This window comes from Arthrobacter sp. TMN-49 (genome assembly GCF_054511095.1).
This window is the reverse complement of the sequence record NZ_JBTNDH010000001.1, coordinates 42461-65563: the sequence shown is the minus strand read 5'-3', so window position 1 is coordinate 65563 and position 23103 is coordinate 42461. Positions and strand designations below refer to the sequence as shown.

Here is a 23103-nt window from a genome sequence, read left to right as displayed (position 1 = left end):
ACTCACCAGTCACCTTTCCACATCAGTGGGCCCAGATCGGGGTCGCCCCGCCGCGCCGGGCACGGAAAAGGCGGCCTGCTCGCGTTCGATCGCCAGAAGGCCGCCTTGCCCGCGAAGTGCTGTGCGGTGACTAGCTGTTCAGTGCTGCCGTGAACCATCCGGTGATGGTTGAGGGGTGGGTGATGGCCGTGCCAACAACCACTGCAAACGCTCCGGCGTCCATGGCTGCGCGAGCCTGGGCGGGGGAGTGGATGCGGCCCGCGGCGATGAGCGGCTTGCCCAGATCTGCGGCAGCAATTTCAGCAAGCAGCTCCAGATCGGGGCCCTCAGTCATGGGGCGTTCGCCCGAGTAGCCGGCCAGGGTGGTGCCGATCAAGTCCGCTCCGGCGTTGGCGGCAGCCGCTGCGTCCTGGAATGAACCACAATCTGCCATGATTAGTGCATTGGATTCGGCGTGGATCCCGGCAATGGTCTCGGCAAGGCTCAAGCCATCCGGGCGGGGCTGCGGGTTCCGTCAATGGCCACAATATGGGCGCCGGCGTTGACACACGCCAGCGCGTGACGCAGCGTGGGGGTGATGAAGACGCCGTCGTGGCCGTCCTTCCACAACCCAATGACGGGAACTTCCACGGCGGCGCGGGTGAACTGAATGTCGGCAATGCCCTGAACCCGGACAGCAGAGGCGCCGCCAGCGACGGCCGACGCCGCAATCTGGGCCGTGGTGCGCGGGTCACGCAGGGGTTCGCCAGGGTAGGCCTGCGCGGAAACCACCAGCTGACCGGCGAGGGAATCAAGGTTGGTAAGTTTCAGCGTCACTGTGATTCCTAGAGGGTGGAACTATTTAGTGAGCAACGGCCACAGATGCTGCGCCCGCAACGGGGCCCACTTTACCCAGTGAAGCCCGCGCCACAGGCATCGCGGCCACCGGGGTCGACGGCGTTCGCCGCTACGTGGCCCATGCCGACAGCCGGGGCTAAGGTGCTGGTCAAACCGTCCGCGACCTGGGCGGGCGTGGGCGCCCGTGGGCGCCCGTGGCGCCAGAGGCCAAGATCCGCCACACTCGGCGCCCTGTCACCTAGCCGGTAGCAACACATAGGGAAGCACTACTGTGCCGGCAGGATTTTTCGCTTGCACCGGCAATGGCAGCGGTGCAGCCGCCAAAATAGCTGAACCGTCGACACCGTGCGACAAAACCGTCGGCTTCGGCATGCGGGGCAAGAGGGCGAAGGAGTGCACTGACGCACCGTCAACCCGTGAGCGGCGAAACGTCATTGGCATTGTGTAGGCAAGTTGTCGGACATCCGATATTCTAGGGTTTGGATCACGTTGGCGTTCCACTGGCGCCACTGCACGAAAGTCGCACGGAGTGTCACTTGCAGCAAGCGGATAATTTGCCCGAATATGTCCACTAAAGTGAGTAAAAGCATTGTTCTTGCGACGAATATTTTGAGGAGCTGTGTTGTCCATTTCGACGGTAACACCCAAGGCCCGTTTCAGTGCTCAGGTGCGGCTTCGCGCCCTGCAGGCAGACATTATGGAACTCATCCTTGACAGGGACCTTGACGCTGGCGATCCCCTGCCCACTGAAAGTGAACTCTCCGAAGTCCTCGGTGTGGGCCGCAATACCCTGCGTGAATCGCTGAAAGTGTTGCAGGCCTTGGGCGTGATTGAAATCCGCCACGGCTTTGGCATGTTTGTGGCGCCGAGCAACTTTGACGCGCTAGCCGACGGGCTCACCTTTCGCAGCCGTCTTTCATTGCGTCACGAGGGCCTTGAGGCGTTGCAGCTCGTTGATATCCGTCAGGCATTGGAGGCCGGCCTCGTCAGCGCCTGCATAGCTGTCGTCACGGATGAGCACCTTGCTCGCATTGAAGCTGCCGTGGGGAAAATGGAGGAACTGGCCCTACGGTCGGAGTCCTTCGCCGAAGCGGATGCCGAATTTCACCGTTCGCTCTTTGAACCCTTGAACAACGATCTTCTGATGAACCTGATGAGCGTTTTCTGGAAGGTTTACCGCAAGATTCACGTGGAGATCGGCATAGGCGGCGCCGACCTGATTCAGGTGGCGTCCCAGCATAGGGACATCTACAACGCAGTTGCCGCCAAGGACGCGAAGAGCGCTGCCGAGCTTCTCAACTGTCACTTTGACGGCATCCGGGCCAAGATCAGGCTCTTCGTTGATGCGGAGTAAACCCTTTTTCAACTGACCCGCAAATAGAATTTGCAGGTTTCACTGGCGCGACGGAGTCGCCCGAAAGCTGACCCGCAGAAAACGCCGAAAAAACACCGAAAATCCAAGATTCTCGCCGTTTTCTGCGGGGCAGTTGTGGTGGGGAGTGGTGGCGGGTGGGCCCGGGCGCTGGTTTCGGCGGGGCACGCATCTCGGAGATACTGTCACTATGAGCGTGCGAAAAGTCCGGGTGGCCGACTACGAGGTTGTCACCACGGACACTGACAAAGTTGGCGGGCGGACCTTTCTGCTGGTGCACGGAATTGGCATGGGCATCTCCTACTTCGCCCAGTTGAGCGCAGCGTTGGAAGATCAAGGACGCGTGGTGGCCATTGACTTGCCCGGCTTCGGTGATGCTCCCGAACCGGCCCAGGCACTCACCATGGCCGCGATGGGCAAAGTCCTCATCGACTTTGTTGAGGTGGAAAAGTTGGGCAACCCTGTCCTGATAGGACATTCCATGGGAACCCAAGTGGTGGCGGAAGCTGCAGCGCAAAGACCAGACCTTTTCCCCGACGTCGTGCTGGTGGCGCCCACTGTGAACAGGCACGAACGCACTATTCACAGGCAGGCCTGGCGAATGGTGCAAGACCTTTTCGGCGAAAGCCCCAAGGTACTGGGCCTAGGCATGCGCAACTATGCCAAAACGGGTCCGCGCTGGTTCATCAAGAAGCTGCACAGCATGATGGACCACACCATGGAGGACACCTTGGTGCAGATTCAGGCACGCACGCTTGTTATCCGCGGCAAACGTGATCGCGTGTGTCCCCACGGGTGGGTTGAGGAGGTCACCGCGCTGATCCCCGACGCCGTCATGGTGGAAGTGGATGGCCGCGGACACGAGACCATGGTCAAGGACGGGGCCTGCGTGGCCGGCTACATTGTGGACCACCTGGGGCCCGTGGTACAGCCGTGAAAGCGGTCAAACGTCTGGGCTGGTGGCTCCTCGACTACCTCTACGCGGGGTGGCGGCAGCTGCTGGGAATCTTTCGCCCCCGCTGTCCGGCCGAGTATGCCCGTGGTGATGGCGCCAAACCCGCCATCGTCTTGCTGCCCGGCGTGTACGAGACCTGGTTTTTTCTCGAGCCCGCGGCACGGCGCCTGAACGCCTCAGGTTTTCGCGTGTTTGGCGTGCCCCAGCTGGGCCACAATGGACGTGCAGTGCCGGACTCTGCCGCCATCGTGGCGCGGGCACTGTCAGCGTTGCATCGGGAGCATGGCGTTACCCGATGCATCTTCGTTGCGCATAGCAAGGGTGGGCTGATTGGCAAGCACGCCATGCTGGACGCCAAGGCGACTAACCCGCACGACGCCGGAGCAACAGTTCCTGCCCCGTCCCGCCCGGTGGAAATCCTGGGTCTGGTGGCCATCGCCACCCCGTTTTCTGGTTCCCTCTATGCCCGCTATATGCTCTCCCGCACCCTGCGTCATTTCTCTCCCGAGGACGCGGTGCTGATGTCCTTGCAGGCGCAGCTGGACGTCAATGAGCACGCGGTATCCATTTATCCCGAGTTTGACCCCCATATTCCCGGCGGCAGTGCCCTCCCCGGAGCGGTGAATATCGAACTGCCAATCGTGGGGCACTTCCGCACGCTTGGCCAGGAAACTTTGCTGGGTGCCGTCGACCATGCCGTGGCGCAGCTGAGTCAGCGGCGTTAATATCTGACCCGCAGAAAACGGCGAAAAATGGCTGAATTCTCAGCGTTTTCGCCGTTTTCTGCGGGTCAGATTGGGGGATCCACGGTTAGGTCAGTGGTTAACAAAAAAGCGGCCCACCGAAGTGGACCGCTTTTCTTATAAAGTGCGCGCGAAGGGACTCGAACCCCCAACCTCCTGATCCGTAGTCAGGTGCTCTATCCGTTGAGCTACGCACGCATATTTTGTTTCTTTGTTTCTTTGTTTTGTTTCCGACCCTCGGGCCGTGAATAACTCTAACCCAACTTTGCTCTGGTGTACAAATCGGAAAGGATGGAAACGCCCGTGTCCTCCGCCACTAGACCGGTATAGGTGATCTGAATCACAAATGTTGACCGTAACAATTTTGGGGAACCCCGGAAACTCGGGGGTTTGCTCTTTAGTGGAGTCAATACATCCCATATCCCATACCTCAATTCGCCGGATACCGCCCCCTAGCATTTAGATACCACCTACCCATTCGATGAAGGGACACGCAATGGGCAACGCGCCAGTGCAGGAAATCGTTGAGCAAGCAATGACCACCCACAAGGGCCTCGCCTCTTGGGTTGCAGAAGTTGCAGCTCTCACCCTGCCGGATCATATTCGCTGGGTGGATGGGTCCCTGGAGGAATCTGCCCTACTGACTGACCATCTCGTGGCCGAGGGAACTCTTACGCGGCTCAATCCCGAACTGTTCCCCAACTCCTTCGCAGCCTTCTCGGACCCCAAGGATGTTGCCCGGGTTGAAGGCAGAACGTTCATCTGCTCAGAAAATGAGCGCGACGCCGGATTCACCAATAATTGGATGGACCCGGCCGCCATGAAGGACATCCTGAACAAGAAGTTCGCCGGCAGCATGCGCGGACGCACCATGTTCGTCATTCCTTTCGTCATGGGCCCGCTGGACGCCCAGGATCCCAAGTTTGGTGTGGAGATCACCGACTCCGCCTACGTCGTGGCCTCCATGCGCATCATGGCCAACATAGGTACAGAGGTTCTGCGCAAGCTCGAGGACACCAACGCCTTCTTCGTCCCGGCCTTGCATTCGGTGGGTGCCCCGCTGGCCCCCGGCGAGGCGGATGTTCCGTGGCCGTGCAACGAAGAAAAGTGGATTGTGCACTTCCCCGAAGAGCGCTCCATCTTCTCCTTCGGTTCCGGCTACGGCGGCAACGCGCTCTTGGGCAAGAAGTGCTTCGCCTTGCGCATCGCCTCGGTTATGGCCCGGGATGAAGGCTGGCTGGCCGAACACATGCTCATCCTTAAGCTCACCAGCCCGGCGGACAAGACTTACCACGTGGCGGCCGCTTTCCCCTCTGCCTGCGGCAAGACCAACCTGGCCCTGCTCGAACCCACCCTCCCGGGGTGGAAGGCCGAGACGCTCGGCGATGACATCAACTGGATGCGCTTTGGCAAGGAGGGTGAACTGCGTGCGGTGAATCCCGAGTCAGGCCTGTTTGGTGTTGCGCCGGGAACGGGCTGGCACACCAATCCGAACGCCATGGCGGCCATCACCAAGGGCAACTCCATTTTCACCAACGTTGCCCTGACCGACGACGGCGGTGTTTGGTGGGAGGGGATGACGGAGGAAGTGCCCGCTCACCTGACCGACTGGCAGGGTCAGGACTGGACGCCGGACGCCGGCCGACCGGCAGCCCATCCCAACTCACGGTTCTGCACGCCCATCGACCAGGTGGACATGCTCTCCAAGGACTACTTCAACGCTGAAGGCGTCGAGATCAACGCGATCTTGTTTGGCGGTCGCCGCAAGACCACCATCCCCTTGGTCACCCAGGCCCGTGATTGGACCCATGGCATCTTCATGGGCTCAACGCTCTCCTCGGAAACCACTGCCGCCGCAACCGGCGCTGTTGGTGTGGTGCGCCGCGATCCCATGGCGATGCTGCCCTTCATCGGCTACGACGCCGGTGACTACCTCAAGCACTGGATTGAACTCTCCGCCAAGGCTAATCAGGCACGCCTGCCGAAGATCTTCTTGGTGAACTGGTTCCGTCGCACCGCCGACGGCGGCTTTGCCTGGCCCGGCTTTGGTGAGAACACCCGTGTGCTGAAGTGGGTTATCGACCGCATTGAGGGAACAGCTGAGGCAGTGGAAACACCCATTGGCTTTGTCCCAGCCGAAGGCTCGCTTGATCTGACCGGATTGAACGTCAGCAGCGCGGACATCGCCGATGCGCTGAAGGTGGAGCCGGGCGAGTGGGAAACAGAACTGGCGGGAATCCAGGAGTGGTACGCGCGCTTTGGCGCGTCGCTGCCGGCCCAGCTGTCAGCCGAGCTCGAAGGCTTGAAGGCTCGCTTCGCAGCCTAACGTGAACTAAACAATCTGACCCGCAGAAAACGGCGAAAATTGCGTCAAAGACGCATATTTTCGCCGTTTTCTGCGGGTTAGTTGTTTGGGTCAGATGTTTATGTCAGTTGTTGGGATTAGGCGCCGGCCAGCCACAAGTCGGGGCCGAAGACCTCGTAGTGGATCTTGGTTGACGGGATGCCTGCCTCGATCGCCTGATTGCGGATGGCCTTCATGAATGGCAGCGGCCCGCACACATACATGGCGGCGTTCGCCGGCAGGTCCAAACCTGCCAAGGACATGAAGCCCTTGTGGAAGCCGGAGGTGGGTTCCTCGAGCCACAGCTGCATTTCGGCCCCGTCGATGGCCGCAACATCGGCAGTCATCTGCTCGCGCAGCGCCCACGCCTCAAGGTTCTTCTCGGCGTGCAGCACCAAAACCTCGCGGTCGGCCCCGGCGGCGGCCAGTGACCGCAACGCCGACGCGGACGGGGTGCAGCCAATGCCTGCCGTGGCAAACACGACTGGCCCTTCGCCGTCGAGCGTCACATCGCCGTAGGGATTGGAAAGTTCGACGACGTCACCCACCACCACCTTGTTGTGCAGCACAGGCGAAACCTCCCCGCCGTCGTCCCGTTTGGTGGTGAATACGCGCCGGGTGGTGGATTCAACGTCGGCGCTGAGCGAATATTGGCGGCATTGCAGGAGGCCGTCAGGGAGTGCAACCTTGACCGAGACAAACTGTCCGGGGCGGGCAACTGTGACGGCGGTGTCGTCGGCCGGTTCCAGCACAAAAGTGATGGCGTCGGTGCCTGCGGCGTTCTTTTCAACAACCGTCCATGGCATCCACATCTTGTCATTGGCCTGCAGGGCGTACAGACCCTTTTCCAGCTTGATCAGGGCGTTGGCCATGAGCCAGTACACCTCGGTCCAGGCTTCGGCGATCTCGGCGGTGATGACATCCGCCAGTTCCTCGGCGATGGCCTCGAAGAGGTACTTGTAGACAATGGCGTACTGGTCCTCGGTGATGCCCAGGGACGTGTGCTTGTGGGCAATCCGGCTGAGTATCTGCTCCGGGATGATGTCCGGGTTGGCGATTAGGGCCGTGGCAAATCCCGCAATGGACCCGGCCAGGGCCTTCTGCTGTTCGCCATTGCTTTGGTTGGCGCGGCTGAACAGTCCGTCCAGGAGTTCGGGGTGGGCTGTCAACATGCGGTGGTAAAAGTTCGGCGTGATGGTGCCCAAGCGGGAACCCACCAGCGGCAGTGTTGCGGCAATGAGCGGGCGGGACTTGTCCGAAAGCATTGGTGCTCCTTGGGTGAGAGTCATGGTGACAATTCCAAAGTAGCATCTTGAATGCAACTTTAAGGACGCAACTTCTACAAGTCGTAGAAAAGTGCTGAGTTGTGGCGGTTTAGCCCGGCCGCACTGTGCTTAAGGTCACAGGAACGGGGCCCGCCGGAGTCTTTCTGGCCAGACTGTAGATGGTGACATCGTCCAACGAAGCGTAGAACGCTTCGCGGGCATGGTTCAGTGCCCCGCGCAGCCCGCAGTCGTGGATGAGCGGGCATGCGCCCATATCCGTGATGCACTTCGCCACGTCGCTGCGGTCATCCAAGTCCCGCAAGACTGCACCCACGGTCGCTGTTTTGCCGGCCAGGGAGATCCGCACGCCACCGCTGCGGCCGCGGATGGCATCCACGAGGCCCATCTGGCGCAGCTTCAGGACGGCCTTGCTGACATGGTTGTACGGTGTCCCCACAGCCTCGGCAAGCTCCCGGGTGGTGGGCAGCTCATCCTCGGGGACGGAGCAGAGCGCGGTGAGAAGCCGCAAGCTCACATCCGAAAAGCTGTTGATGCGCACTAGATCGGCCAGATCACTTTCTCGCCGGCTTCTAGGAATGGATTGCCAAATTCCCAGCCGTCGGGTGTCTGCCGGTAAGGGCGAACCGCTGAAACACCCACCCCGGTGCTGTGCTCGGCCATGACATGAATGGCGTCCGTGGCATCGTCGGGCAGGTGGATGTCGCAGACCACTGCCGCGGCCTTGTTCTGATCGCGCTGCTGGTGCAAAGCCTCAAACAAGTCGGCCACCATTTGGTCGGCGTCGAGCTCTTTTTCCTCATCGCCCTCCACAGCGTTGGGGGCTACGGCAACCAAGTTCAGCTCGCCGTCGTGCGTGAGGACAAGGCCCACCGGCAAAAATGCGCCGTGGGTCTCCACCTGCTCCCCGGCAACCCCAAAAGCTGTGCCAATGAGTTTGTTCAGGTCCTCCTGAACCAGCAGTTCGGCGGGGGACTGTTCGGTGGTGTTCTGCTCCATACATACTCCTGAAAATGGTGCGGTTACTGTGGCGAACTCGGGGCTAACAGGGGAAGCCGTTATTGGCGCACCAGTGCAAGGACGGCGTCTCGAAGATCGGCCATGGTGGGCGCGTCCACCGCTTCAGCGTTGAGACGCAGGAACGGTTCGGTGTTGGAGGCGCGCAGGTTGAACCACCAAGCGCCGTCCTTGGCAGTGAACGTGACGCCGTCCAGCTCATCAACCACAATATCGTCTGTGGTGTAGGCGGCCCGAACCCGGGCCACCGCTGCGGGGACGTCGGCCAGTTGGGAGTTGATCTCGCCGCTGGAGACGTAGGGCTCGTATTCGCGGCCCAGCTCGGACAGCGGGCTGTCCTGCTCACCGAGGGCGGCCAGGACGTGCATGGCCGCCAACATGCCAGTGTCAGCGTTGAAGAAGTCGCGGAAGTAGTAGTGCGCGGAGTGCTCGCCACCAAAAACGGCGCCTTCTGCGGCCATGGTGGCCTTGATGAAGGAGTGGCCAACACGCGTGCGCACCGCCCGGCCGCCGTCGTGATTGATCAGTTCGGGCACGGCACGCGAGGTGATGAGGTTGTGGATGACCGTGGGGTGTTCCTCGCCGAGCGCCTTGGCCCGGGCAATTTCGCGCCGGGCCACCAACGCTGTCACGGCCGACGGCGAGAGGGGTGCGCCGAGTTCGTCGATGACGAAGCACCTGTCGGCGTCGCCGTCGAAGGCCAGGCCAATGTCGGCGCCATGCTTGACGACGGCGGCCTGCAGGTCGAGCAGGTTGGCCGGCTCCAGCGGGTTGGCCGGGTGGTTCGGGAAGGTGCCGTCCAGCTCGAAGAACAACGGGACAATCTCGAAGGGCAGACCCGGCAACAGGACATCGCCGAGCACGGCCGGGGTGGTCATGCCGGCCATGCCGTTACCGGCGTCGACCACAATCTTCAACGGGCGGGAATCGGACAGGTCAACGAGCTTGCGCAAGTACTCCGCGTAGTCCTTCAAAACATCGGTATCGCTCTGGGTCCCGGCGGTTCCGGCGGCGGCGGCGGGAATGCCGTCCGTCAGGTACTGCTGGGCCACATCACGAATCTCGGTCAAACCAGTTTCGGAGGACAGCGGAACGGCGCCGGCGCGGGTCATTTTCATGCCGTTGTACTCGGCCGGGTTGTGACTGGCGGTGAAGACCACACCGGCGGCGTTGTGGACGCCCGAGGCGAAGTACAGTTCGTCGGTGGAGATCAAACCCAGCATCACCACTGTGGCGCCGCGGCTTGAGGCGCCGTCGGCAAACGCCTGCGAAAATTCGGTGGAGGAGGGGCGCATGTCCCCGCCAATCAGCACGGTTTGACCGGCCAAGGCCAGCACATCAACGAAGGCCGCACCTACTGCCCTGACCGAGTCAGTGGTGATGGTTTTACCCACAAGGCCGCGGACGTCATAGGCCTTGAAGGAGTTGGACAGGTCAACCGGCGAGTTATCTTCAGTAGTCACCCGACCATGTTACCGCCGGTGGCCGCACCATGGAGTTATCCACAGCTTTGTTGAGCCGTGCCATCTGGTGTCAGTGGGCGCTGGAATACTAGGGACATGACATTGCAACCAGCGCAGGCACATTTTTCGGCGCTCCCGTCAGAATCCGGCACGGACACACGCGCTCAGGCGCAAGTTGTTCTGCGGGCGCTGGTGGGGCGTGCGGATGCTGATTTTCACGACGGCCAGTATGAGGCCATTGAGGCGCTGGTGGATGCCGGCCGCCGGGCCCTGGTGGTCCAGCGCACCGGTTGGGGGAAGTCGGCTGTGTACTTTGTGGCGTCGCTCTTGTTGCGCGGACGCGGTGCCGGGCCCACCTTGATTGTCTCGCCCCTGCTGGCCTTGATGCGGGACCAGGTGGCGGCCGCCGAGCGGGCAGGCGTGCGTGCCATGGCCATCAACTCTGCCAATGCCACCGAGTGGGGCCAGGTGACTGCTGCCTTGGACGCCGATGAGGTGGATGTGTTGCTGGTGTCGCCCGAACGGTTGACCAACCCCTCTTTTCGGGAGAATCAGCTGCCCACCTTGATCCAACGCACCGGCTTGTTGGTGATTGACGAGGCCCATTGCATTTCCGACTGGGGGCATGACTTCCGCCCTGACTACCGCCGCATTGCTGACTTGATTGCGCAGCTGCCAGCATCTGTTCCGGTACTGGCGACGACGGCCACGGCGAATTCCCGCGTGGTGGCTGACATTGAAGAGCAGCTGGGCAAGGGCGTGTTCACCATTCGGGGCCCTCTTGCCCGCAAGTCCCTGCGGCTCGGTGTCCTGCGACTGGCTGACTCCCGCGACAGGCTGGGCTGGTTGTTGACGCACCTTGCCGAGCTGCCAGGCAGCGGCATCATATACACGCTGACCGTCTCGGCCGCCGAGGACACCGCCCGGCTGCTGGCCCAGGCGGGGCACGTGGTCAAGGCCTACACGGGACGCACCGACACCATGGAACGTGAATCGTTGGAGGAGGCCCTCAAGAACAACCAGGTCAAGGCCCTGGTGGCCACCAGCGCCTTGGGTATGGGCTTCGACAAACCAGACCTGGGCTTTGTTGTGCACTTGGGGGCGCCGTCGTCCCCGGTGGCGTACTACCAGCAGGTGGGCCGTGCCGGCCGTGGCAGCGCCAACGCCGATGTGCTGCTCCTGCCAGGAACGGAGGACGCGGAAATTTGGAAGTACTTCGCCACCGCCTCCATGCCCGCCCAGGACAAGGCCATGGCGGTGCTGACGGCCCTGGGCGAATCACCCAAACCCATGTCGACGCCGGCCCTGGAGGCGCGGGTAGACCTGAGACGAACACCGCTGGAGCTACTGCTGAAAGTCTTGGCCGTGGACGGAGCTGTGCGCAGGGTGAGTGGCGGCTGGGAAGCAACCGGCCAACCCTGGGTTTATGACGCAGAGCGCTACGAACGCATTGCCCAGGCGCGCGTGGATGAGCAGCAGTCCATGGTGGAGTACGAGCGCATGTCCGGCTGCCGGATGGAGTACCTGGCGGCCGCGCTGGACGATTCCACGGCTTCCCCGTGCGGGCGATGCGACAACTGCGCGGGGCGTTGGTTTAGTGCAGAGGTGGTGTCCAGTGCTGCCGAGGCGGCCGGGGCGTCCCTGCGCCATGCCGGGCTGCCGCTGGAGCCACGGGCCATGTGGCCCACAGGGATCAGCCAACTTGGCGTCCCCGTCAAGGGCAAGCTCAAAGCCGATGAGCTGCTGTCCACCGGGCGGATCCTGGCAAGGCTCACCGACCTTGGCTGGGGAAACTCCCTGCGTGCCATGTTTGCCGCCGGCGCACCGGATGCGCCCATCGATCCGGCCATGGCGCAAGCAGTGGTGGCTGTGTTGCGCGAGTGGGGTCAAGCCGGATGGGAGGGGGCGGGGCGCCCGGTTGCTGTTGTGTCGATGCCCTCGCGGACCAAGCCGCTGTTGCTGCGGTCCTTTGCCCAGGCCGTCGCCGAGATCGGCAGGCTGCCGTATCTGGGCGAAATGTCCCTCGAATTTGGTGGACCGACCGGGCAACGCGGAGGCAACAGCGCCTACCGGCTGGCAGGTGTCTGGGACCGCTTCAGCGTGGGCCCCGCGCTGGCGGAAGCGCTCGCCGGCTATCCGGGCGGGCCGGTCTTGCTGCTGGATGACCTGGTGGACAGCAGGTGGACGCTCACGGTGGCCGGCCGGGCCCTGCGCAACGCCGGGGCAGCTCAGGTTCTGCCCCTGGTGCTTGCTCAGGCGGGCTAGCCCCAGCGGCGTGCAGCCTCAGCGAACTGACCCGCAGAAAACGCCGAAAATTCACGGTTTTCCCGTGATTTTCGGCGTTTTCTGCGGGTCAGTTTGTTTTATGGTGCGACGACGGAGACGACGGCTGTGAGGCCGGCTAAGAACACCGCTAAGAGGGGGAACAACCACTGGGTCAGGACCTCGAACCAGCGGCGCCGTGGCTTCAGCTCCGGATTCAAGGGATCCACCACGGTGTCGGCAGGGGTGTGCAGGGTCAGGGTGGTGCCCAGCACCGAGAGGGCGATCAGCAATCCCGCGGAGACCAGCAAGGCAACTCCTGGCGAGAGCACCAGCAGGGCGCCGGCGGCATTGCGGGGCTGAAGCACCGCCGAGAGCACCCCGGCGCCGGCCCCCACGATGGGGAGCGCAATGAGCGCCCAGCAGTGCCGGACCACGTAAGCAAGGTATAGCGGAAGCGTCAGGGTCAGCGCCGCCAGTGCTGCAAAGCACGCCAGCTGAACGCCGCCAACCAGGAGTTGCCCGCCCCTGGACCACGGAGTCAGTGCCGCGGAGAAGGCCAGAAACACCACAAGGGACGCGGCGGTAAGCGCTACAACGCCGCGCAAACTTTCTTTGGCGGGACGGGGCGTTTCGGCGGCCAGGATGGCGGCGTAGTCGCGGGGCGTACCAAACGCTTCCTCGGGTGACTGGCCCGAATCAGCCACGAACTCCTCCACTGTGGCCAAGGCGTCGCCTATTTCCTGGCCCGGGACGTCGTTCAGGCGCAGTTCAAGCGTCAGTTCCTCGAGCCATTTCTTGTGGGGTGCTGTCTTCATCGATTGCTCCTTGGTCATTGCGAAACTCCTCGATTGTGCGCGGTGCTGATAAACGCCGTGGTGCCGGCGGTGAAGGCAATCCACTGCCGTCGCTGCCGTTCCAGTTCGGCCTGGCCGCTGGGCGTGAGCGAAAAGTACTTCCGTCCCGGGCCACTCTCGCCTGGCCGCCACTGCACCTCCACCCAGCCGGCCGTCTCAAAGCGGGTGAGCAGCGGATAGAGGGTCCCGCCCTTGAAGGCGCCAAGGCCGCCCTGCTCCAAGGCTGTGATGATGGCGTAGCCGTACGTGGGGCCAGCTTCCAGGGCTTGTAATGCGCAAAGCCCCAAGGACGCACGGTTCCAATCGCTGGGCCACGGCTCGTCAATTGATGAACTCATAGCTAGATAGTATGTCTAACTAGTTAGCGTAGCAAACGGATGCCTGGCAAGGTGCGGAGCACAGGGCTCATTAATCGGTCCGGGGGCCGTTGTGGACATTCGATGCCGGTGGACCAGCATCGAATGTCCACAATGGCCCCCGGAGGGCGCTGAAAGCGTTTTCGCGGCGTCGCCGCGCTCAAGCCCGGTGGCCATGGCGGCTGCGGCAGGTTCCGGCGGCAGGTTCTAAGATGCGCCCGGCGGAGCGCCCCAGCACCAGCACAGAAAAAATGCGCCCCCAACAAGAGTTGGGGGCGCATTTTTCACTGCATTTTCATGGCGGAGACGGGGAGATTTGAACTCCCGGTGGAGTTGTGCCCCACACTTCATTAGCAGTGAAGCCCATTCGGCCGCTCTGGCACGTCTCCAGCACTGGCTAGGGTAGAAGCCCCTAACCAGCATCCCAAACTTTACCCATGAGTGGGCCCTCAATGCAAAACGAGGGCCGGGGTGCAAGCCTCAGCGCACACGTTAGCGCAGCATTTTAGAATCCACCCGTCAGTGCCCGCCACAAAAATTCGTGCGACGCCGCGTGCAGGCGTGCTGCCTGCTCATTGTTTCCGGCCCCCGCATGGCCGCCTTCGACCGCCTCGTGGAACCACACGTCGATGCCCATGGCTTCCATCCGGGCCGCCATCTTCCGGGCCTGCACGGGCCCCACCCTGTCATCGGAGGTTGCTGTCCAAATGAACGTGGCCGGATAGTCGACGTCGGATCGCAGCAAGTGATACGGCGAGAACGTTTTGATGAACGCCCACTGCTCCGGGACGTCCGGGTCGCCGTATTCGGCAATCCAGGAGGCGCCGGCGGACAGTTTTGTGTAGCGTCGCATATCCAGCAGGGGCACGCCGCAGGAGACGGCACCAAAGAGCGCGGGGTAGTGAGTGAGCATATTGCCCACCAATAGCCCGCCGTTGCTGCCGCCGGCACAGCCAAGATGCGCCGGTTTTGCCACACCGCGAGCCGACAAATCCCGGGCCACGGCGGCAAAGTCCTGATACGCGCGGTGCCTGTTTTCCTGCAGGGCCGCCGTATGCCAGCTGGGACCGTATTCGCCGCCGCCGCGAATGTTCGCCACCACGTACACGCCGCCGCGCTCCAACCACGTCCGGCCCACACTGCCGCTGTAGGCAGGGGTACGCGACACCTCAAAGCCGCCGTACCCACTCAGCAAGGTGGGGTTCGCGCCGTCGAGCTTAAGATCCTTGGGCCCCACCTGAAAATAGGGCACGCGGGTGCCGTCGGCCGAGGTCGCAAAGTGTTGCTCCACGCTGTAGTTTGCGGCTTCAAAGAACGACGGCGCCTCCCGCACCAACGCCGCCGGCGTCACCGGGGTGCCAGTGGAGGTGGTGCCAAGGCCCGCGGGCAGGGTGCCGCGGTACACGGTGGAGGGCGTGAGGAATCCCGTGGCGACTAGCCAGTAGTCGTTGCCAGCCTCGGCGTCCACGGCGTAGGCGTCTGCCGAATGCAAGGGCGGGCAGGCGTCAAGTTCCTGCGCGGCCCACTCCGCGGCAGGGTTCAGCACCAGGATCTTGGCGGATACATCCGACAGCAGGCTCAGCAGCAGGTAGTCCCGGGTCCAGCTCCACGACTGCAGCGACTGGGCAGCTGTGGGGGCGAAGATGGTGCGCACCGCCCTGCCGCCGGCCAGGAAAGCGTCCAGCTCAATGGCCAGCAACGTGCCGGCGGCGTGGACGGTGCCCTCAAGGACCCAATCGGTGCGTGGGCGCAGCAGCAGCCACTGGCGGTGCAGCGAAACGTTCATGCTGTCCGGGACATCCAGGTGTACCCAGTCATCGCCCACCCGCAAGTAGCTGCGACTGTTGAAGAAATCCAGCACGTCGTACGCAACGTCCCGTTCAAAACCGGGCGTGCTGCTGTGGGACACGCCACCGCTGAGGTGGTCCAGCGGAACCGAGAACAACGGCTCCTTGGCTGCCAGCTCGGCCATGGACTCGCCGCGGCGCAGAACCCTGGTGGCCGCCGGATAGGAGGACGCCGTCATGGAGCCCTCACCGGTGTCGGTCCCCACATACAACGTGTCAGCATCCAGCCAGCTCAGGCGGGTCTTCGCACTCGGTATGCTGAAACCGCCCTCCACAAAAGCGCGGGTGCACACGTCAAATTCCCTGTACGCCACGGCGTCCCCGCCGTCGGGGGACAGTGCCACCATGGCGCGCCTGTACTCCTCCCCGGGAGCCGGGCGCAGCAAGGACGCCCCGGCCCACAGCCATTGGGCGTCCTCCGCGGCGCACAAGTCGTCAACATCCAGCAGGACCTGCCAGCTGGGGGAGGAGCTGAGGTAGCTCTCCCACGTGGTGCGACGCCAGAGCCCGCGCGGGTTGGCCTCGTCGCGCCAAAAGTTGTAGTACCAATCGCCACGTTTGGACACCATGGGGATCCTGTCCTTGGCGTCCAGCACCTCCAGCACTGACGCCTGGCGAGCCGAGTACGCCGGGTTGAGCAGGGCAGCGTCGGTGCGGGCATTGCGCTCACGGACCCAGGCCATGGCGGCCTCACCGTGAATGTCCTCCAGCCACAGGTTCTCGTCGAAATCTTGATCGGCTAGCTCGGGGGCAGTCTTCACAGGCGATGCGGCGTCAGTCATACCTCCATCCTAGGCAGCTGTGCCGGCTCCGGTGCGCTGTTCCTCCGGCGGCAGTGGGGCACGACAGTTAACCACCATCAGTTAAGCTCAAGGGGTGGAATCTTTGGACGTGCAGACAGTAGTTATTGTGGGGGCGGGGCCCCGCGGGACTTCCGTCATGGAACGTTTGCTTGCCAACCACGTGAGCAAACAGTCACCCCACGCGCTGCACATCCACCTGGTGGACCCCTTTCCGCCGGGTGCCGGGCATGTGTGGCGCACCGAGCAGTCGCGGCTGTACCTGATGAACACGCAAAGCTTTTTTCCCACGCTGATCCCTGACCAGGGTGTTGTTGCCCCGCCGCTGGCCGGTTCCAGTTTCAATGCATGGCGTGTTGCCCAGCGAGAAGCGCCCGTGGACATGCTCAGCCCCGAAGACAGGGCCGAACTTGCCGCGCTCGCAGCCACCGGATTCCCCAGCCGGGCCCTTTACGGGCGCTACCTGAGTTGGTGCTTTGAGCAGCTCAGCGCCCAGCTGCCCGGCAACATCACCCTCACGGTCCACGCCACCGAGGCGAAGCGGGTGGCGAGGGACCATGGAAACGGTGGGTTCGACGTCGCACTTCTCAACGGGGAAAAGCTGCGCGCACATCAGGTGGTGCTGGCGTTGGGACATGTGGAATCGAAGTTGAATCCGGCCCAGCGCGCGCTCCGTGATGACGCCCGCGCCAACGGCCTGACATACCTGCCCCCGGCCGTGCCCAATGACGTGAACTGGGCGCAGCTGCCCGCGGGCGAGACTGTCCTGGTGCGCGGCATGGGGCTGAACTTCTTTGACGTTTTGGGTCAGCTCACGGAAGGGCGCGGCGGGACGTTTGCGCCCACTGGCCGCCCGGCCGGCGAGGCGTTGAAGTACGTTCCCTCGGGGCAGGAGCCCGTCATTGTGGGTGCCTCCCGGCGCGGCACACCCTACCGGGCGAAGGCGGAGCTGGAGAGCTACTATCCGCACAGTGTCACGCTGAGTTTTCTGGGCGAGGACGCCGTTGCCGCCATCAGGGCCATGGGCGCCACGGCCGGTTTTGACCACGACATCTGGCCGCTGTTGCACCGCGACACGCTCTGGGCGTACTACACCACGTTGGCCCGGACCCGCCCCGACACTGTTTCGGCCCAGCTCCTGCCCGAGCTGGATGTGTTGCTGCGGGCCGGGCTCGACGGCGGCGACCCCGGGTGGGCGCAGCGGCTGAAGGAGCTGCTGGCCCAGCATGTCCATGCCGACCACATCCTTGATTTGCAGGGCCTTGCCCGGCCATTGTCCCGGCACCCGCTGCGCACAGGCACCAGCCACAGATTCACCTCGCACGCGCAGATGGACGCTGCCGTGTTGGCGTATTTGTCGGCCGATGCTGCCGGTTCGGCCCGTGGCGAGGACGACCCCGTCAAAATGGCCATTGGTGCCCTCAACGCCGGGCGGGCCATCATCAAGTCGCTCGTGGCGGACCAGGGAATCACCCAGGTTTCCTGGTTGGGGGAGCTTCGCGGCTGGTTTGAAGGCTTCGTGGAGGGACTGGCCAGCGGGCCGCCTGCCGTGCGCATGGAGCAGCTGGCGGCGTTGGTGCGTGCGGGCGTGGTGCGGTTTGCCGGCCCCGACCCGCTCTTTAGGATCCAACACGGCCAGTTCACTGTGAGCTCGCCCTGGGTTGCCGACGATCCGTGGGAAGGGAATTATTTGGTGGAGGCGCTGGCCCCGGCCAACCAAATCGTGGACAGCGACTCACTGTTGCTGACAAACCTGCTCGCCGACGGTTTGGCGCGACCCCGCGTGATGCTCCCTGCCGACGGCGAGCCGGTGGTCACCAGCGGTTTGGACGTCTCGGCGCCACCGTACAGGCCACTGGATGGCACCGGCGTCCCCGTCGCGGGCCTGTACGTCTTGGGCTTGCAGCTGTCCTCGGTGCAGTGGGGCACGGCCATTGCGGCAGAAGCGTCGGCGAAGTACCGCAGCGGTTACCGCACAGTCATGGACGCCGACGCGATCGCCGCGGACATTCTGGGCTGAGCGCCCACAGCCCGAGGGCCCCAAGGCAGAGACGCGTCAGCGGCTCCGCCTTGGGAGGGTGTGGGGACTAGTGCCTTGCCGCCTTGCGCCGTGCCGCCATGGCAACCGCTGCGCCGGCGCCCAGCAGGACCAACGCGCCCAGGCCCAGCGGGAGCGCTGCGGCGCCCGTGGCGGCCAGTGCGTCATGGCTATTGCCGCCAGCCGCGTCGGCGCCGGGGCCAGAGTCGGCACCCGAGTCGGCGCCGGCAGTCGAGGTGCCCGGGCTGGTGCCCGCCGGTGTAGTCGCCGGGGCTGAGGTTGCCGGGGTCGTCGGTGTCGTGGCAGACACCGGGATGCTGATGGGCAACCGTGCAGAAGTGCCGCCGTCGGTGGTGATTATGAAGCGGCCGCCGTCGAGCTGCTGTGGAACCGTGAAGTCCAAGGTTGCGGCGCCGTCGGCGACGGGGAAGCTGTCCAGGGTGGCCGGCGCCAGCTGCGCCCGGGTCGCGGCGAAACCGGTCCCGCCGCCACTGCCGGAGGGCTCATAGTTGAGCGTGATCCGGGTGGACTTGGTGGCTCCCAGCGAGCTCAAATCAAGCTTCTTCACACCAACGCTGACCTTTTGGCCCGCCGTGACAGTGGCCGGGGCGCCGATGATGTCCACGCCGCGGCGAGAGAAGTCGGGTGCAATGGGTGCCACGGCCGACTTTTTGCCCAGGTAAGCGACCCAGGCATCCCTGTCAACGAGGCCCGAATCCTTGGTGTTGCTGCCTTCGGTGAAAACGCGGAAGTTGTCCCCACCCGTGACCAGGAAGCCGAACGTACCTACGCGGTAGGAGCGGGCCGGGTCAATAGGTGCGCCGTTGACTGTCACCGAGGTGATGTGATCGCCGAGTTGCCGGGTTGAATCGTAGCTGTAGTCGATGTTGGCGGACAGCCCGAGGTTCAGGAACGGGCGGCTGGGGATGCTGCCGTCAGCATTGGTCTGCCACTGTTGCTCCAGCATGGTCTTCACCTGGGCTCCGGTGAGGGAGGTGGTCCACAGGTTGTTCACAAACGGCAGAACGGCGTTGGCGTTGGCGTAGCTGACCACGCCGTCGTCAAAGCCCGCATTCTTGTGCAGCAGGTCCGCGCGCAGGCCGCCGGGATTGACGACGCCGATCTCGGCCCCGCCTTTCTGGTCGGCCTTGAGGGCGTCCAGCAGGGCGTCGCCGACCAAGTTGCCCAGTGCGGATTCGTTGGCGCGGTCATCGCGGGTGTACTTGCCGGTTGCGGCGTCGTAGGTCTGCGCCGTGGTGATGTCGGCGGAAATCTTGCCAACGGGCACACTGCCAGCCACCTTGGCCGCGGCCAGTGCCTCATCAACGATGCTCTTGACGGCTTTGACGCGCGGGAACGTGGCAACAAGGGTTGCGTCGTCGGTGGTGGTCCTGGGCACATTGCCTTGCGTGTAGGAGGTGACTGCGTGGGTCTTGGCGTCCAACTGCAGTCGGATCTGGCCAACATACTCGCCGTAGTTTCCGGTCTGCACGATGGGGCGGGTTGTCACGGCTGCGCCGGCTGATGCGCCGGGAATCGGCGCGTCCCACGCGTACTGTTTGTGCGTGTGGCCGGTGAAGATGGCGTTGACCGAGGCGCTGGTGGTCGTCACAATTTTCTTGAACACCCCGTCGGCGGCGACTTCGCGCTCAAGACTTGACTTCTCGGGTGTTCCAGCCCCGGCGCCTTCGTGGTATTCGGCCACGATGACGTCGGCCAGCTTGCCGTCGGTGATCTTTTTGGCCACGCGGTTGACAGCCTCCACGGGGTCACCAAACTCCAGCATGGCGATGCCCGCGGGGGAGACCAGGGTGGATGTTTCACGGGTGATGGCGCCGATGACGGCAACCTTCACGCCGTTGACGGTGATGACCTTGTACTCATCAAGGACGGGTGTGGTGGTGCCCTTGGCGTAGACGTTGGCGCCCAAGTGGTCCCAGTCGGCGGCAGTGCTGAGACGACCGTCCAGATCGGCGTAGCCCTTGTCGAACTCATGATTTCCGACGGCGGAGGCGTCAAGTCCCAGCGCGTTCAGCACCTCGATGGTGGGTTTGTCATCCTGGGAGGCGGAAGCGAACAAGCTGGCACCAATGTTGTCACCTGCTGAGAGGAAGGCGGTGTTGGCGTCCCCGGAGGCCGCGCGCAGTTGTTCAACAGTGCCGGCAAACTTCACCGTGTTGGCGTCGATGCGGCCGTGGAAGTCATTGATGTTCAGGAGGTTGATCTCCTTGGTGGGTGCCGGCGCCCCGGCCAATGTCAGGCCGACCACCACGGGGTCGTGATCGGAGGCGGCAAAGGCGGAGGTGTCGTAGAAGTTGGTGGCGTTGTAGTTGTGGCGGCTGTAGCCCATGGCGATGGACTCCGCGGAGTTGATGTTCCATATGTCCACGCCGGTGATCAGTGCATCGGCTCCGGGTGAGGCAACAATATGGTCAAGTGAGCCACGCATACCGCCGAAGCTGTAGGACTGTTTCGTGGTCTTCGCGTTCTGGTTCACGTAGCCGGCAGTTGTCAGGGCCACCATGGGATCTTCAAACATGTAGGAGTTGAAGTCGCCCATGAGCAGCACCTTGTTGGTGCCCTGCGCAGCTTGCAGATCGGTGGAGAACTTGGCCAGCGCCTGGGCTTGCTTGGTCCGGGCCAGGTTGGAGTTGCCCTGGCCCTTGTCAGTGTCATCCGGGGTGGCTGCCGAGCCTTTGGACTTGAAGTGGTTGGCGATGAGCAGCACCTTGGCGGAATCGGCCGCGTCCGCCAACTTGAATGACTGGGCCAGCGGCTGGCGGGCAGTTTTTGTGAACGCTGGGTCATCGAGAATTACTGATTCGCCCACGGGTGCTGCCACGTTCTTCTTGAAGATGAACGCCGTGCGGATCACATCTTCTATGGCGACGTCCGGACGCTTGTCCGCGGCGGGGGAGCGGACATAGTCCCAGGTTCCGGGGGAGGCCACGTTGAGGGCAGCGACGAGTGTGGCCAGTGCGCTGTCACGGTCCTTGGCGAACTTGGCCGAGTTTTCGACCTCCTCCAGGGAGAGTACATCGGCACCGGAGGTGTTGATGCCAGCCACAATCTTGTCCTGCTGGCGTTGCAGACTCGCAGCATTGGCGGCGCCTCGCTGGTCACAGCCGCTTTTGACGGTGACGGGGTTGCCTGCCCGGTCGGTGTAGAACTGGCAGGAGGGGTTTTGCTCCCCGGTGGCCGTGAAATAGTTCTGCACATTGAACGTGGCAACTTTGAGGTTGCCGCCAACGTTGGTGGGCGTGGCCACGCGGTTGTTGCCGAAACTGATGGGTTGCACACTGGGCGCGTTGGCCGCTGTGAGTCCCTCTCGCGGCTGGAACTTGTAGGAGTTGTTGCGGTTGTCGAAGATGACAGGGGCGCTGAACTCGGCCGTGGAGCCAAGGCGCATGGGGGCCGAGGCGCTGAGCCACGGCAACGGCACCGACTGGCCGGTGGTGAGGAAGTTGGTGCTGGCGCCGTCGTCGAGCTTGATGGCCTTGGCAGCATTCTGCGCAATCTGGGCGGTGTGTGCAGCGGAACCAACAGGGCCGGCGGCCGTGGGTTGCAACAGGGTTTCTTCGCCTGCCGCCAAGCCAACCTCGCCGTAGTTGTTGAGCGAGTAATTGTCGGTGATGGTGAACTTGCCCGCGGGCGCCACCAGCATGCCCTCCAGGCTTTCACGCGTGGCGGTTGTTGACGGGACAGCAACAACGGCTGCCTTGACCTCCGCTGCGGGCTCCGCCAAGGTGGTCAGGGCGCCAGCCGCGACGTCAATTTCGGTGGTCTTGGCAGCATCTGCGGCATTGCCAAATTCCTTGACAGTGCCCGTGACCTGGACGTAGTCGCCAATGGCGACAGCGCCAACCGTCGCCGGGGAGTATACGAAAACGCCGTCGGAGGAGGTGTGCGTGGCAAGGTCAAGGTCCCCGCCAGTGCCAGGTGTCTGGATGAAGTAGCCGTTGAAACCGCCGGTGGGGTACGCCGCTGTGACTTTGCCCTTGGTGGTGACGGTGGTGCCCACATAGGGGCTGCTGGCGCCATCACCTTGAATCTGGGCAATGGTCTTGTCGCCGGAGTCAACGGGCGGAGGGGGAGGAGTAGCGCCGCCGCCGGTGCCTGTCGGGGAGGGCTCGGCTGTGGTGAAGTCTGCGGTGTTGCTGTCAGTGTCGGCGAAGTTGCTGCGGTGCAGGGACTTCGTGACGGTTCCGGCCGAGGACGCGGCCGTTTCAAAGGTGTTCGAGGTGCCGTAGCCGAGCACATCAACGATGCCGGGGGTGCCGGTCAGTGAACCCGTGGCCAGGTTGTCCGGCAGCTTCTGCGCCTGGTCGGAGAGGATGATGGTGCCGGATCCGGCTGCCGGGTTGATGGTGATGCCCGGGAAATCGGTGGCAGGCAAGTCCTGGCCATTGGCTCCGTTGGAGCCACCGTTCGCCAGGTAGTAGCCCTTGGCCTTGATGGTGCCGTTGAGCGCAGCCACGTTGCTGGGGGCGGCCGTGCCGGTTCCCGGGCGGTACTGCAGCGACCAGCCGTTGAGGTCAATGTCGGCGTTGGTGGGGTTGTACAGCTCCACGAACTTGTTCTTGAACGAGGCACCCAAGCTGCCACCGTTGAGATACGCCTCATTGATGACCACCGGTGCCGGTACCGGTGCCGCGGGAGCCGCTGGTGCCGCCGTCGGTGCCGTGGGCGAGCTGGCAGTGGTGGGCTCCTCGCCGGCCAGTGCCGGGGCCACGCCCAGCGGGGCCGCGACCAGCCCAAGTGCCATAATGGCACCCAAACCCGCCTTGATAAAGGTGTTGCTTGTCATGTCTCCAACTCTCGAAAGTGTGGCACGCCATTGTGCGGTGGGCGAAGAATGAACCGCAGATGGTGGTGAGGAGAACAACAAAGAGACCGCCCCAGTCAGCCCTACAGATCCGTGACTGAGCC

Annotated in this window: 14 protein-coding genes, 2 tRNA genes and 1 pseudogene; 6 read left to right on the top strand and 11 right to left on the bottom strand. The window is 63.4% G+C overall.

The annotated features are described in order from the left end of the window. Window positions 1–130 precede the first annotated feature (130 nt). Window positions 131–816: pseudogene (locus ACX80E_RS00260) on the bottom strand (N-acetylmannosamine-6-phosphate 2-epimerase). 643 nt (window positions 817–1459) lie between these two features. Here ACX80E_RS00260 and ACX80E_RS00255 point away from each other — a divergent pair. The 3 genes from ACX80E_RS00255 to ACX80E_RS00245 all read left to right on the top strand — a co-directional run bounded on the left by ACX80E_RS00255 (window position 1460) and on the right by ACX80E_RS00245 (window position 3889). After that, complete coding sequence (locus ACX80E_RS00255; RefSeq protein ID WP_459299708.1) at window positions 1460–2191, top strand: FadR/GntR family transcriptional regulator; 732 nt, start codon at window positions 1460–1462, stop codon at window positions 2189–2191. A gap of 208 nt (window positions 2192–2399) precedes the next feature. Then, window positions 2400–3146, top strand: a complete 747-nt coding sequence (locus ACX80E_RS00250; protein ID WP_459299372.1) for an alpha/beta fold hydrolase — start codon at window positions 2400–2402, stop codon at window positions 3144–3146. Next, complete coding sequence (locus tag ACX80E_RS00245) at window positions 3143–3889, top strand: esterase/lipase family protein (protein ID WP_459299370.1); 747 nt, start codon at window positions 3143–3145, stop codon at window positions 3887–3889. The genes ACX80E_RS00250 and ACX80E_RS00245 overlap by 4 nt, the downstream gene beginning before the upstream one ends. A 143-nt stretch (window positions 3890–4032) precedes the next feature. Here ACX80E_RS00245 and ACX80E_RS00240 read toward each other — a convergent pair. Continuing rightward, a tRNA-Arg gene (locus ACX80E_RS00240) sits at window positions 4033–4105 on the bottom strand. A 298-nt stretch (window positions 4106–4403) separates the two neighbouring features. Here ACX80E_RS00240 and ACX80E_RS00235 point away from each other — a divergent pair. After that, complete coding sequence (locus tag ACX80E_RS00235) at window positions 4404–6233, top strand: phosphoenolpyruvate carboxykinase (GTP) (RefSeq protein WP_459299368.1); 1830 nt, start codon at window positions 4404–4406, stop codon at window positions 6231–6233. Between the two features lie 116 nt (window positions 6234–6349). On the opposite strand, the gene ACX80E_RS00230 is transcribed toward ACX80E_RS00235, so the two are convergent. From ACX80E_RS00230 to ACX80E_RS00215, 4 genes are all read right to left on the bottom strand, one after another. Continuing rightward, entirely contained in the window at window positions 6350–7516 is a 1167-nt protein-coding gene (locus ACX80E_RS00230) for a globin domain-containing protein (RefSeq protein WP_459299706.1), read from the bottom strand. Between the two features lie 109 nt (window positions 7517–7625). Continuing rightward, window positions 7626–8075, bottom strand: a complete 450-nt coding sequence (locus ACX80E_RS00225; protein ID WP_459299366.1) for an RrF2 family transcriptional regulator — start codon at window positions 8073–8075, stop codon at window positions 7626–7628. After that, on the bottom strand, window positions 8075–8533 hold the full coding sequence (locus tag ACX80E_RS00220; RefSeq protein ID WP_459299364.1) for a hypothetical protein: 459 nt from the start codon (window positions 8531–8533) through the stop codon (window positions 8075–8077). The genes ACX80E_RS00225 and ACX80E_RS00220 overlap by 1 nt, the downstream gene beginning before the upstream one ends. Window positions 8534–8592: 59 nt before the next feature. Continuing rightward, on the bottom strand, window positions 8593–10014 hold the full coding sequence (locus tag ACX80E_RS00215; RefSeq protein ID WP_459299362.1) for a phosphomannomutase/phosphoglucomutase: 1422 nt from the start codon (window positions 10012–10014) through the stop codon (window positions 8593–8595). A gap of 96 nt (window positions 10015–10110) precedes the next feature. Here ACX80E_RS00215 and ACX80E_RS00210 point away from each other — a divergent pair, with 96 nt between their 5' ends. Beyond that, window positions 10111–12279, top strand: coding sequence for a RecQ family ATP-dependent DNA helicase (locus tag ACX80E_RS00210; protein WP_459299360.1), 2169 nt, complete (start codon window positions 10111–10113; stop codon window positions 12277–12279). 98 nt (window positions 12280–12377) lie between these two features. On the opposite strand, the gene ACX80E_RS00205 is transcribed toward ACX80E_RS00210, so the two are convergent. The 4 genes from ACX80E_RS00205 to ACX80E_RS00190 form a co-directional block, all read right to left on the bottom strand. Further along, the gene (locus tag ACX80E_RS00205) at window positions 12378–13094 is read right to left on the bottom strand and encodes a hypothetical protein (protein WP_459299358.1); all 717 of its coding nucleotides are present in this window, start codon (window positions 13092–13094) and stop codon (window positions 12378–12380) included. Between the two features lie 14 nt (window positions 13095–13108). Next, entirely contained in the window at window positions 13109–13471 is a 363-nt protein-coding gene (locus tag ACX80E_RS00200) for a PadR family transcriptional regulator (protein ID WP_459299356.1), read from the bottom strand. A 316-nt stretch (window positions 13472–13787) separates the two neighbouring features. Continuing rightward, a tRNA-Ser gene (locus tag ACX80E_RS00195) sits at window positions 13788–13878 on the bottom strand. Window positions 13879–13994: 116 nt separating this feature from the next. Further along, window positions 13995–16118 carry a prolyl oligopeptidase family serine peptidase gene (locus ACX80E_RS00190; RefSeq protein ID WP_459299354.1) on the bottom strand — a complete coding sequence of 708 codons (2124 nt, stop codon included), beginning with the start codon at window positions 16116–16118 and terminating at the stop codon, window positions 13995–13997. Between the two features lie 94 nt (window positions 16119–16212). On the opposite strand from ACX80E_RS00190, the gene ACX80E_RS00185 reads away from it, so the two are divergent. After that, window positions 16213–18156: an FAD/NAD(P)-binding protein gene (locus ACX80E_RS00185; RefSeq protein ID WP_459299352.1), complete on the top strand. Its 1944-nt coding sequence runs from the start codon at window positions 16213–16215 to the stop codon at window positions 18154–18156. Window positions 18157–18223: 67 nt separating this feature from the next. Here the strand turns inward: ACX80E_RS00185 and ACX80E_RS00180 are convergent, their stop codons facing one another. Continuing rightward, complete coding sequence (locus ACX80E_RS00180; protein WP_459299350.1) at window positions 18224–22981, bottom strand: ExeM/NucH family extracellular endonuclease; 4758 nt, start codon at window positions 22979–22981, stop codon at window positions 18224–18226. Between the last annotated feature and the right edge of the window lie 122 nt (window positions 22982–23103).